Annotated in this window: 11 protein-coding genes; 5 read left to right on the plus strand and 6 right to left on the minus strand. The window is 65.4% G+C overall.

Annotation, left to right across the window (positions count from 1 at the left end; translation table 11 throughout):
* From ABGN05_RS27950 to ABGN05_RS27970, 5 genes are all read left to right on the plus strand, one after another.
* Positions 1 to 939, plus strand: coding sequence for an ABC transporter permease (locus ABGN05_RS27950; RefSeq protein WP_373695991.1), 939 nt, complete (start codon positions 1 to 3; stop codon positions 937 to 939).
* 10 nt (positions 940 to 949) lie between these two features.
* Positions 950 to 1774: an ABC transporter permease gene (locus ABGN05_RS27955; protein WP_367957318.1), complete on the plus strand. Its 825-nt coding sequence runs from the start codon at positions 950 to 952 to the stop codon at positions 1772 to 1774.
* A complete protein-coding gene (locus ABGN05_RS27960; RefSeq protein WP_367957319.1) occupies positions 1774 to 3438 on the plus strand; it encodes an ABC transporter ATP-binding protein in 1665 nt (554 codons plus the stop codon). The genes ABGN05_RS27955 and ABGN05_RS27960 overlap by 1 nt, the downstream gene beginning before the upstream one ends.
* Before the next feature lie 200 nt (positions 3439 to 3638).
* On the plus strand, positions 3639 to 4106 hold the full coding sequence (locus ABGN05_RS27965) for a hypothetical protein (RefSeq protein WP_367957320.1): 468 nt from the start codon (positions 3639 to 3641) through the stop codon (positions 4104 to 4106).
* Positions 4103 to 4942 carry an alkaline phosphatase family protein gene (locus ABGN05_RS27970; protein ID WP_367957321.1) on the plus strand — a complete coding sequence of 280 codons (840 nt, stop codon included), beginning with the start codon at positions 4103 to 4105 and terminating at the stop codon, positions 4940 to 4942. Before ABGN05_RS27965 ends, ABGN05_RS27970 begins: the two co-directional genes overlap by 4 nt.
* A 7-nt stretch (positions 4943 to 4949) precedes the next feature.
* Here ABGN05_RS27970 and ABGN05_RS27975 read toward each other — a convergent pair whose 3' ends face one another.
* The 6 genes from ABGN05_RS27975 to ABGN05_RS28000 form a co-directional block, all read right to left on the minus strand.
* Positions 4950 to 5417 carry a CAP domain-containing protein gene (locus ABGN05_RS27975; protein ID WP_367957322.1) on the minus strand — a complete coding sequence of 156 codons (468 nt, stop codon included), beginning with the start codon at positions 5415 to 5417 and terminating at the stop codon, positions 4950 to 4952.
* Between the two features lie 129 nt (positions 5418 to 5546).
* Entirely contained in the window at positions 5547 to 6488 is a 942-nt protein-coding gene (locus tag ABGN05_RS27980; protein WP_367957323.1) for an alpha/beta hydrolase, read from the minus strand.
* A gap of 82 nt (positions 6489 to 6570) precedes the next feature.
* Positions 6571 to 7353: a carnitinyl-CoA dehydratase gene (locus ABGN05_RS27985; protein ID WP_367957324.1), complete on the minus strand. Its 783-nt coding sequence runs from the start codon at positions 7351 to 7353 to the stop codon at positions 6571 to 6573.
* Entirely contained in the window at positions 7350 to 9587 is a 2238-nt protein-coding gene (locus ABGN05_RS27990) for an acetate--CoA ligase family protein (RefSeq protein WP_367957325.1), read from the minus strand. Before ABGN05_RS27990 ends, ABGN05_RS27985 begins: the two co-directional genes overlap by 4 nt.
* Positions 9584 to 10318, minus strand: a complete 735-nt coding sequence (locus ABGN05_RS27995) for a DUF2161 domain-containing phosphodiesterase (RefSeq protein ID WP_367957326.1) — start codon at positions 10316 to 10318, stop codon at positions 9584 to 9586. Before ABGN05_RS27995 ends, ABGN05_RS27990 begins: the two co-directional genes overlap by 4 nt.
* Positions 10319 to 10326: 8 nt before the next feature.
* A complete protein-coding gene (locus ABGN05_RS28000; protein ID WP_367957327.1) occupies positions 10327 to 11490 on the minus strand; it encodes an acyl-CoA dehydrogenase family protein in 1164 nt (387 codons plus the stop codon).
* Positions 11491 to 11504 lie beyond the last annotated feature (14 nt).

Genomic DNA, 11504 nt, shown 5'->3' on the forward strand with positions numbered 1-11504 from the left:
ATGATCTCCCAGCGCATCGCGCTGGGAGTCGTCCTCCTACTCGCCGTGTCGGCGCTGATCTTCGCCGGCACCCAGATCCTTCCGGGCGACGTCGCCCAGTCGATTCTCGGCCAGTCGGCGACGCCGCAGTCCCTCGCGAACCTTCGCGAGGAACTGGGCCTGAACCAGCCCGCCATCGTGCGCTATTTCGTCTGGCTGGGCGGCGTGATGACCGGTGACCTGGGAACTGCCCTGACGACGCGCCAGGACATCGCGACCACGCTGTTGCCGCGGCTGTGGAACACGCTGTTCCTCGCTTTCTGGGCCGCCATCGTCTCCGTGCCGCTGGCGATCTTGCTCGGACTGCTTGCCGTGCGCTACCGCAACGGTCCGATCGACAAGGCGATCTCCGGCTTCGCACTCGCATCAACCTCGCTGCCGGAATTCTTCATCGGCTACCTGCTGATCTTCTTCTTCGCCGTGAAGATGCAATGGTTTCCATCGATATCGACCGTCTACGACGGCATGCCCTTCCTTGAAAAGTTGCGGGCGATCGTGCTGCCCGCGACCGTGCTCGTGCTGGTAGTTCTCGCGCACATGATGCGCATGACGCGTGCCGCGATCCTGAACGTCATGCAGTCCGCCTACATAGAGACGGCCGAACTCAAGGGGCTCGGCGCGCTCGACATCATCCGCAAGCACGCGTTCCCCAACGCGATCGCGCCGATCGTCAACGTCGTCATGCTCAACCTCGCCTTCCTCGTCGTGGGCGTCGTGGTGGTCGAGGTCATCTTCGTCTATCCCGGCATGGGCCAGTACCTGGTGGACCACGTCGCCAAGCGCGACGTACCCGTCGTGCAGGCCGTCGGCCTCATCTTCGCCGCTGTCTACATCAGCCTCAACATCATCGCGGACATCGCGGCCATCCTGGCCAACCCGCGACTCAGGCATCCGAAATAGGGGCGGGCCGATGCTGGACTTGAAACACATCCCGGCCGGCGCGCTGCTCGGCCTCATCATCACGGCGCTTTTCCTCTTCACCGCGATCTTCGCGCCGCTGCTCGCACCCTATGGCGGCGGGCAGATCGTGGGGGGCGTCTGGGAACCGATGAATGCCGAGCACTGGCTCGGCACCGACAACCTGGGACGCGACCTGCTGTCGCGCATGATCTACGGCGCGCGCATCACCATCTTCATCGCGGTTCTGGCCACGGCGCTGTCCTTCGGCATGGGGGCGATCCTGGGCTTCACCGCGGCCGTGGTCGGCGGATGGTTCGACACGATCATGTCGCGCTTCGTCGATCTCCTGATGTCGATCCCCACGCTGATCTTCGGTCTGGTCGTCCTCTCGGTCCTGCCTTCGACCGTCGTGACCCTGATCCTCGTCATGGGCATTCTCGACTCCACCCGAGTCTACCGACTCTCGCGCGCGGTCGCTGCCGACATTAACGTCATGGACTTCGTCGAGGCGGCAAAGCTGCGCGGCGAGGGCATGGGCTGGATCATCTTCCGCGAGATCCTGCCCAACGCGCTGTCGCCGCTCATTTCCGAGCTCGGTCTGCGCTTCATCTACGCGGTGCTCTTCCTGTCCGCGCTCTCCTTCCTCGGCCTCGGCGTCCAGCCGCCATCCGCCGACTGGGGCGGCATGGTCAAGGAGAACAAGGAGGGCATCGTCTTCGGCATCTCCGCCGCGCTGATTCCCGCGGCCGCGATCGCCGCGCTCGCCATCTCGGTCAATCTGGTCGCCGACTGGATCCTCAACCGCACCACCAGCCTGAAGGGAGGGCGCGGCTGATGGCCAGGGTCGATGCACGCAAGACGGATGGCGGGCCCCTGCTCGACATCCGCAACCTGAAGATCGAGGCGACCGTCTATCCGCCCGGCGAAGACCCGCGCAACGTCACCATTGTCGATGGCGTCTCGCTGACGCTGCAGAAAGGCAAGGTCCTGGGGCTGATTGGCGAGTCTGGCGCCGGCAAGTCCACCATCGGGCTTTCGGCCATGGGCTATGGCCGCGGCGGCGTGCGCATTACCGGCGGAGAGGTTCTCCTGAACGGCCGTGACATCCTGAAGGGCGGAGTGGGCGGTCTGCGCAGGCTTCGCGGCAAGGAGGTCTGCTATGTCGCGCAATCGGCGGCCGCCGCCTTCAATCCCGCGCACAAACTGATGGACCAGGTGGTCGAGGCGACGCTGCTGCACGGCGTCGCGAGCCGCGCCGAAGCCGAGAAGCGCGCCGTCAACCTGTTCCGCAAGCTCAGCCTGCCCAATCCCGAAACCATCGGCGACCGGTACCCCCACCAGGTGTCGGGCGGGCAGCTGCAGCGCGTCATGACGGCGATGGCGCTCTGCTCGGAGCCGGACCTGATCGTCTTCGACGAGCCCACCACCGCGCTCGACGTCACCACGCAGATCGACGTGCTCGCCGCCATCAAGGATGCGATCCGCGACACCGGCGTCGCCGCGCTCTACATCACCCACGATCTGGCCGTCGTCGCCCAGGTCTCGGACGAGATCATGGTGCTGCGCCACGGCAAGCTGGTCGAATGGGGCGGCACGCGGCAGATCATCAAGGAGCCGCGCCAGGAATACACCAACCAACTCGTATCGGTGCACCACATCGAGCACCAGGAGAAGGTGCCGGGTGAAGCGCCGTTCCTCTCCGTGAAGAACGTGACGGCCGCCTATGGCGGTGGCGCGGTCGACGTCCTGAAGAACGTCTCGGTCGACATCTTCCCCGGCCAGACGCTTGCCGTCGTCGGCGAGTCCGGCTCGGGCAAGTCGACGCTCGCCCGCGCCATCACCGGCCTCCTCCCCCCGCGCGAGGGATCGATCAATTTCGATGGCCGCACGCTTCCCGGAAAGCTCGCCGACCGGACCAAGAACGACCTGCGCGAACTCCAGATGATCTACCAGATGGCCGACGTGGCGATGAACCCGCGCCAGACGGTCGGCACGATCATCGGCCGGCCGCTGGAGTTCTATTTCGGCCTCCGCGGAAAGGAACGCGACCAGCGCGTGGCCGAGCTCCTCGAGGAGATCGAGATGGGCAAGGGCTTCCTCGACCGCTATCCGGCGGAGCTCTCGGGCGGCCAGAAGCAGCGCGTCTGCATCGCCCGCGCGCTCGCCGCCAAGCCCAAGCTCATCATCTGCGACGAGGTCACCTCCGCGCTCGACCCGCTGGTCGCCAACGGCATCCTGAAGCTTCTTCTCAATCTCCAGGCCGTCGAGAACGTCGCCTATCTCTTCATCACCCACGACCTCGCCACAGTGAAATCAATCGCCGATTCCATCGCCGTCATGTACCGCGGCGCGGTGGTTCGCTATGGCCCCAAGAGCCAGGTCCTTGCACCGCCTTTCGACGACTACACGGACCTGCTCCTGTCGTCAGTGCCGGAGATGGAACTCGGCTGGCTGGAGAAGGCGATTTCGGGGCGCAGGATGGAGAGCGCGGGGAACTGAGCGGGATCACCACTTCCCTTAGTTTCCGGTCCGCGGCCTATATTGATGCGAAGTAATCGTCGCCTAAATGACTAATTTCGGAATATGCGGATTACCTGCACGCTAAGAATATGAGAAATTTTCATTTCCTTAAAAATCCCCGCGCATCGATGAGATGTACAATATCTTACATTTAGCGCTACGAATCGAGAAAATGAGTGATGGCTGATGATAATCATACCAAAATAAAATCTGATCTTCTGCTCGTCCTCTACCGAACGGAAATCGAACAAGGCCGCCACCATGAGATATTGCGCTCAAATATAAGCAGTTATTTGAATGGGTTTGCTGCTGCACTCATCGCCGCCATCTCTTTTCAAGATTCCATTGACAAACAAGACATACCTCTTGGGTCGCTATTGCTCGCCCTCGGTATTTTTGGCATTGTAGTCAATCTAAAACATTACGAGAGATTTAGGAAACATGTCGACAGAGCCGGAGCTTACAGACGCGAATTGCTTCAAGCTAACAATCTCTCGGAAATAGAGAAAATTCGGAGGAACAGCGACGAAAAAACTGAAAAAAGATTCAGATTTTTGAACAATATCCGACTTTACCATCTGTGGACCGGGGTGTTTTTGTTCCACATATTTATGGGAATTTATGTAGTGGTGAGGGCATTCGGTTGATTTTGCATACCAAACTCCTCCTCATCATCCTCGACGGCGTCCCCTGGCGCAACTGGCGCCGGCTGTTCGGAAATCTCGAGGGCTGGGTGCAGTCCGGCGAGGCGCAGGTGTGGAAGATGCGCGCCGTGCTGCCGTCGACATCGGCCTGCTGCTACGCCTCCATCCACACCGGCGTCACCCCGCAGGTGCATGGCATCCTGTCCAACGAGGTGCGCTTCCGCGTCGCCCAGCCCGACGTCTTTTCCGAGGTGACGAAGGCCGGCGGCAAGACGGGCGCCGTCACCCATTCCTACTGGTCGGAATTCTTCAACCGCCATCCCTTCGACCTCGTCAACGACATCGAATACGACGAGCCGGGCGGACCGATCACGCACGGGCGCTTCCACACCATGACAGGCTACGGCCACGACAACCAGATGACGCCGTCCGACGTCGACCTCTTCGCCACGCTGACCATGCTGTGCCAGCGCCATGGCATCGACTACGGCATCCTCCACACCTGCACGCTCGATTCCATGGGCCATCGCTTCGGCCACGACAACACGCCGATGGACCACGCCTGCGCGGTGGCCGACGCCATGCTCGCCGCCTTCCTGCCGAAATGGCGCGCCGCCGGCTACGAGGTAATGGTGACCGCCGACCACGGCCAGACCGACCGCGGCCACCACGGCGGCCGGGAGGATCTGCAGCAGGATTTCGCGCTCTATTATTTCGGCGAGGGCAAGGGCCCGAAGGAGGACACCCTTCTCGACCAGCTGCAGCTTGCCCCGACGATCCTGAAACGGCTCGGTGTGCCTGTCCCGAACACCATGAAGGCCAAGCCATTCCTGGCCTGAGTGCGGCCTACTTGCCCATCACCAGTGCCCAGTAGCGCTTGCCCTGCGCATCGGTGGCGGACGCCAGGCCATAGCGCGTGAAGCGCGGGTCGAGCATATTTTTGCGGTGCGATGGCGAATCGGCCCACATCTGGAACAGCTTCGCCAGCCCCATCCCGCCATGTGCGATGTTCTCGGCCGCCGGACCCGGCACGCCATTCTGGCCCATGCGCGTGGCGAAGTCGCGTCCGGTGCGGGTCGTGTGCACCATCCGCCCCGTCTCGGCCATGTAGCGCGCCTGCTGTCCGGCGGCCTTTTCCAGCAGCGGATCGGGCCTCGCCGGCGCTAGGCCGTTCACCTGCCGGACGTATCCGAGATATTCCTCCGCACTCGCCGAATTGCCGATGCTCGACGTCACGATCTCCCTGCTCGCGCAAGCGGCGGTCAGCACGAGAAGTGCGACAAGAGCGGCGTTGCGGAAGACGGACGGGATCATCGAAACTCCGGCAATGAGTAACGCGAGATCTTTTCCTCTGCCGCGCGAATGCGGCGATCGGCGGGCATAGGATTACGAAACGGCGTTAACGAATGCTTTTCGCCGTCGTCGAAGCAGCCCGCGGGCGATTCAATACGGCCATTCCCCCTTCGCCAGCGCGGCGGTCGCCTCCACGATCCGCGAAAAGCTCTCTCGTGCCCGCCCCACGGTATGTCGCGCTCGCAGGTAGCCGTGCACCAGGCCCTTTTCTTCAAACCACACCGCCTTGCCGCCGGCCGAAAGGATCGCGTCGCGATAGGCCTCGCCGTCAGAGGAGAGCGGGTCGCATTCCGCCGTGACGATCGCGGTCGGCGGAAGGCCGGAGAAATCCGCGTCGTGCAGGGGTGCCGCACTGGCGTCACCCGCAGGCTCCTCGCCGCCGAAGCGCTCCTTGCGATAGAATTCGATGTCGCGCACCGAGAGCATCGGCGCCTCGGCATGGGTGACATAGGAGCCCTTGGTATGGTCGCCGCCGAGGCCGGGATAGATCAGCACCTGTCCGACCGGAGCGCGGAGATGCCCGCGCGACGAATGCGCCACCGCCGCCGCAAGGTTGCCGCCGGCCGAATCCCCCGCAAGCACGATCGGCAGGCTTTGCGTGTCGGCGGCCCACCGGAACGCCGTCATCGCATCGTCAAAAGCGGCGGGATGAACATGCTCCGGCACCAACCGGTAGTCGACCGAGACCACCATGCAGCCGGTACGCCGGCAAAGCTCGGCGCAGACGTCGTCATGGCTTTCCAGCCCCCCGACGACGAAGCCGCCGCCATGGAAATAGAGCACCAGCGCCGCCGGCTCATTTCCCCCCGGCCTGTAGATACGGATCGGGATACGATGCGTCGCCGTGCCGATCGCCGTCGTCTCGACCGCGATCCCGTCGGGATAGCCGGCATGGAACTCCCGGCACATGCGGTCGTAGATCGCGCGCTGGCGGTCGATGCCGTAGTCGACCGTGTCGGGTGGGTAGAAGGAGTTCGTCCGCTCGATGAAGGCCCATGTCTCGGCATCGATGAGTGTCGTGTAGTCGGTCATGACACGATCCTTCCCTCCCCCCGCGGAGAGGTGTCAGAGGTGGGGGCATACGTCTTTCTTGAACGACGATGGCCGCGCACCGTCATTTCCCCTTCCAAACCGGATCCCGCTTCTCGGCAAAGGCGCGAAACCCTTCCATGTTGTCCTCCGACGCATAGAGCGCATCCACCGTGCGAAACTTGCGCTTGGTGATCCAGTTCATCGCGTCCTGGAACCCCATCGCCTCCGCCTCGCGCGCCACCTCCTTGATGGCGGCGAAGACGAGCGGAGGTCCGCCCGCCAGAAGCCGCGCGACGTCCCACACGCGCGCCTCCAGCCGGTCGGCCGGCAGCACCTCGTTGACGAGGCCCCAGCGGTGCGCCTCGGCGACGTCCATCCACCGCCCGGTGAGCAGGAGGTCCATGGCGACGTGATAGGGAATGCGCTTCGGCAGCTTCACCGTGGCGGCGTCGGCGAGTGTGCCGGCACGAATTTCGGGCAGGGCGAAGGAAGAATGGTCGGCGGCGTAGATCAGGTCGCAGGAGAGCGCCAGTTCGAACCCGCCGCCGACCGCCATGCCGTTGACGCAAGCGATCACCGGCTTGTTCATGTCGATCAGTTCCTGCAGGCCCCCGAAGCCGCCGACGCCGTAGTCACCGTCCACCGCGTCGCCGCCCGCCGCCGCCTTCAGGTCCCAGCCGGCCGAGAAGAACTTTTCGCCCGCCGTCCTGACGATGGCGGCGCGCAGAGCGGGATCGTCGCGGAAGGCCCGAAATGTCTCGCCCATCAGGCGCGACGTGGCGAGGTCGATGGCGTTGGCCTTCGGCCGGTCGAGCGTGATCTCCAGGATCGCGCCTTCTGTTCGGGTGGTGATGACGTTAGTCATTCGGTCCTCCTCGTCTGTGTCGCCGACGAAGCCGGCGTCCTGAATACCATCAGCGCGTCCGCGATCCACGCGCCATGCTCGCACGCGATCAGCGGGTTGACGTCCAGCTCGTCGAGCTCCCCGGCATTCGCCATGGCGAACTTCGCGATCCCCAGGACCGCATCGACCACCGCGCCGAGATCAGCCTTTGGCCGGCCGCGAAACCCGTCGAGCAGCGGGAACAGCTTCAACCCGCGCAGCGCCGCTTCGATGTCCGCGCGCGTAGCGGGCAGGAGCAGCGTCGCCGAGTCTTTCAGAAGCTCCACCATGACGCCGCCGGAGCCCACCGTCATCACCGGCCCGAACAACGGGTCACGGGTGACGCCGACGATGAGTTCGGCAACGCCGCCGGTGACCATCCGCTCGACGTAGATCCCGCTGCCGAGCCCGACCATCGCCTGCGCCGCCGTCCCGACGGCTTGCGCGTCCCACAGGTTCAGCCTCACGGCGCCGGCTTCCGACTTGTGCGCGATCCCCAGCGCCTTCACCGCGACGGGATACCCCAGCGCCCCGGCCGCCGCCACCGCCTCGTCCACGCTCCCCGCCCTGCGCCCCTCCGGCACCGGCAGCCCCGCGTCCCGTAGCAGAACTTTTGCGCCAGCCTCGTCCGGCTGGCACTTGTCCCCCGCCCCCTTGTGGGGGACCGAAGGACGGGCGAGGCCATCGACTCGCCCCGGCAGGGCTGGGCGTGGGCGTCCCGAAGCCTCCGCCCCCCCTGCCCCAAACCCGGCGTCACCGGCAACACCGTCGCCCACACCCGGACCTTCGGTCCGACCTCCCCTCAAGGGGGAGGGGGACGCCCTTCCCCACGCCTCCCCCACGCCCGCCGCCGCCTCCGCCGCATCCACTGCCTCGGCGATCCCGTAGAGCGGCACGATCCCGCGCGAGACCAGTCCGGCGCAGTATTCCTCCGGCAGGTTCTCCGGCATGGAAGTGACGATCGCGCCCTTGGCGCCGTTGGCCCTCAGCGCCGCCTCGAAGGCGTTCACCGTCGGCCACCAGTCGACATCCGTGCAGCGGTCGTTGCGCGGGAAGTCGAGCACCAGCATGTTCAAATCGAAGCCGCCCGAAACCATGGCCGAGAAGGCGGCCGTCATGGCCGGCCGATTGTTCCAGATGAAGGTGTGGTAGTCGAGCGGATTGGCGACCGCGACCAGCGGCCCGAGCGTCGCCTTCACCCGCGCCCGGTGCTCGTCCGAGAGCTTCGGAAAGCGCACCCGCCGCCCCTCGACGCTGTCGGCCATCACCGAGGCCTCGCCGCCGGAACAGCTCATCGATGAAAGCCGGTTTCCGCCGATCGGACCGGCGACAGCGAGCAGCTTCAGCGCTTCCAGGAAGGACGGGATCGTCGCGACGCGCGCGATGCCGAGCCGCTTCAGGAAGGCATCTGATGCCGCGTCCGATCCCGCGAGCGAGGCGGTGTGCGACACCGTCGCCGCGCGCGCCTGCTCCGAGCGGCCGACCTTCATAGCCACGATCGGCTTCTTCAGTTCCCGCGCACGCGCCGCCAGCCGCTCGAAACCCTCGACGGAATCGAACCCCTCGATGTGGAGGCCAAGCGCCGACACGCGCGAATCCTCGATCAGCCCCAGCGCCATCTCCGACAGCCCGGTCTGCGCCTGGTTCCCCGCCGTCATGATGTATGCGACCGGCAGTCCGCGCTTCTGCATGGTCATGTTGATGGCGATGTTGGAAGACTGCGTGATGATCGCCACGCCCCGCGCACCGTGGGCGAGGCGCTCGCCTCCGTGCTGGTCGGGCCACAGAAGCGCCCCGTCGGCATAGTTGATCAGCCCGTAGCAGTTCGGCCCGATCACCGGCATGTCGCCCGCCGCGGCGATCAGGTCCGCCTGCAGCCGCGCCCCGTCGGCATCGTCCGCGCCGGCCTCCAGGAACCCCGAAGCAAAGCAGATCGCGCCGCCGGCGCCGCGGGCCGAGAGCTCGCGCACCATGTCGATGGTCAGATGCCGGTTGACGCCGATGAAGGTGGCGTCCGGCACGCCGGGAAGATCGGCGATCGAGCGGTAGGCCGGCAGGCCCTCCACCAAATCCTTCGTCGGGTGCACCGGCCAGATCGTGCCGGCGAAGCCCATCTTCAGCGACTGCCTGACGACATTGGAGCCGAAGAAGCCGCCGCCGATCACCGCGATCGTCTTCGGGCGCAGCAGGCGGGAAAGATCGCGCGGCGCGTTCATTGTCCGGCTCCGGTCTGCGGCAGGTCGGCGAAGGGGCGCGCGGTCGAGAGCTTTCCGAGTTCGGACCCGTAGTCGACGATCGCCTCCGTCCCCTTCGGGCTGAGACCGTAGACGCCGGTCCCCACGCGCTCGAACCAGCCGTAGTGATTGTCGGCCATCAGCCGCCGCGCGTGCGCCACGCCCGTGTACCGCGCGACCAGCGCGGCCTTCGTCGGCCCTAGGACATTGAGGAGGCTGAGGCACAGCAGCGCCTCCTGCCGGTAGGCCGTGACGAGGTTGCGCCGCGTGGTTCCGCCGGTGTTCGGATCGCCGACGAGCTTGGCAAACTCCTTGAGCAACCGCCCCCGGCGCGTCTTGGACTGGCGCGGACGGTAGGGCTCGGGATCGCAGTGGATCTCCACGAACCCGTCGGCGAGCTTCACCGTCAGCAGCCCGAGCCCGAGCCGCCGGCAGAGCTTCCGGTTCTCGACAAGCGCCTTCAGTGACGCCCTGCCCGTGCCGCGCGGCACGGCGATGTAGACAGCGTCGGTCAGCGCCTGCCGGTCGATCGCCTGATGGTAGAGCGACAGCGAGAAGCCGGATTTCAGCTCCACCACCACCGGCTCGTCGCCGTCGCGCACGGCCACGAGATCGGCCGCCCCGATCTCGCCCTTCACCTCGTAGCCCTGCCCCTCGAGCATGCGCTTGACCGGGAGATAGAGATCCGTTTCGCGGAACGCCGCTTTCGCCATCGGGCGGACTAGCCCCCCACCGCCCTGAGCAGCGCGCGCGAGATGATGTGGCGCTGGATCTCCGACGTGCCTTCCCAGATGCGCTCCACCCGCGCGTCGCGCCAGATGCGCTCCAGCGGCAGGTCGTCCATCAGACCCATGCCGCCGTGGATCTGGATCGCCTCGTCGGCCACGAAGGCGAGCATCTCGGTCGCCTTCAGCTTGGCCATGGCCATGTCCTCGTCGGTCACGGTGCCGGCGTCGTATTTCCAGCCGGCCTCGAAGGTCAGGAGGTTCGCCGCCTTCAGCTCCGTCGCCATGTCGGCAAGCTTGAAGGACACGCCCTGGAACTTTCCGATCTGCTGGCCGAACTGCTGACGCTGCGCGGCATAGTCGATCGAATGCGCCAGCGCTCGCTCGGCCCGGCCCAGGCAGGTCGCGGCGACCTGCAGCCGCGTCGCGCCGAGCCAGGAATTCGCCACCTCGAAACCCTTGTGGACCTCGCCCAGCACCTGGCTCGCCGGCAACCGGCAGTCGTCGAATTCCAGCACCGCGTTGGTGTAGCCGCGATGCGAGACGTTGCGGTAGCCCTCGCGTACCGAGAATCCCGGTGTCCCCTTGTCGACGAAGAAGGCGGTGATCTTCTTGCGCTTTCCCCGCGGCGTGTCCTCTTCGCCCGAGGCCATGAAGACGATGGCGAAGCCGGCGATGTCGGCGTGGGAGATGAAGTGCTTGGTGCCGTTCAGCACCCAGTCGCCGCCTTTCTCCACCGCGCTCGCCTTCATGCCGCGCAGGTCGGAGCCGGCGCCGGGCTCGGTCATCGCCAGGCAGTCCCAGGTCTCGCCGCGGATGCAGGGATAGAGATACTTCTCCTTCTGCTCGTCGGTGCCGGCAAGCAGGATGTTGGAAGGCCGTGCCACGCAGGTCCAGTGCAGCGCGTAGTTGGCGCGCCCGAGCTCCTTCTCGTAGAGCAGCCAGGTCAGCGTATCGAGCCCGGCGCCGCCGACCTCGGTCGGCATGTTGGCCGCGTAGAGCCCCGCCGCCGTCGCCTTCTTCTGCAATTCGCGGATCAGGTCCATCTCCAACCGCCCAGAGCGCTCCACTTCGCGCTCGTGCGGATAGAGTTCGTTCTCCACGAATGCCCGCGTGGTCTCTACGATGAGAGACTGTTCCTCGGTCAGGCCGAAATTCATGTTGCAACCAATCC

The sequence above is a fragment of the Aquibium pacificum genome (genome assembly GCF_040839445.1).
GTDB classification, from domain to species: domain Bacteria; phylum Pseudomonadota; class Alphaproteobacteria; order Rhizobiales; family Rhizobiaceae; genus Aquibium; species Aquibium pacificus.

What these genes read in the sequence shown, in the direction of transcription:
- ABGN05_RS27950 (WP_373695991.1), top strand. Translation starts at nt 1, where the DNA reads ATGATCTCCCAGCGCATCGCGCTGGGAGTCGTCCTCCTACTCGCCGTG.
- ABGN05_RS27955 (WP_367957318.1), top strand. Translation starts at nt 950, where the DNA reads ATGCTGGACTTGAAACACATCCCGGCCGGCGCGCTGCTCGGCCTCATC.
- ABGN05_RS27960 (WP_367957319.1), top strand. Translation starts at nt 1,774, where the DNA reads ATGGCCAGGGTCGATGCACGCAAGACGGATGGCGGGCCCCTGCTCGAC.
- ABGN05_RS27965 (WP_367957320.1), top strand. Translation starts at nt 3,639, where the DNA reads ATGGCTGATGATAATCATACCAAAATAAAATCTGATCTTCTGCTCGTC.
- ABGN05_RS27975 (WP_367957322.1), bottom strand. Translation starts at nt 5,417, where the DNA reads ATGATCCCGTCCGTCTTCCGCAACGCCGCTCTTGTCGCACTTCTCGTG.
- ABGN05_RS27980 (WP_367957323.1), bottom strand. Translation starts at nt 6,488, where the DNA reads ATGACCGACTACACGACACTCATCGATGCCGAGACATGGGCCTTCATC.
- ABGN05_RS27985 (WP_367957324.1), bottom strand. Translation starts at nt 7,353, where the DNA reads ATGACTAACGTCATCACCACCCGAACAGAAGGCGCGATCCTGGAGATC.
- ABGN05_RS27990 (WP_367957325.1), bottom strand. Translation starts at nt 9,587, where the DNA reads ATGAACGCGCCGCGCGATCTTTCCCGCCTGCTGCGCCCGAAGACGATC.
- ABGN05_RS27995 (WP_367957326.1), bottom strand. Translation starts at nt 10,318, where the DNA reads ATGGCGAAAGCGGCGTTCCGCGAAACGGATCTCTATCTCCCGGTCAAG.
- ABGN05_RS28000 (WP_367957327.1), bottom strand. Translation starts at nt 11,490, where the DNA reads ATGAATTTCGGCCTGACCGAGGAACAGTCTCTCATCGTAGAGACCACG.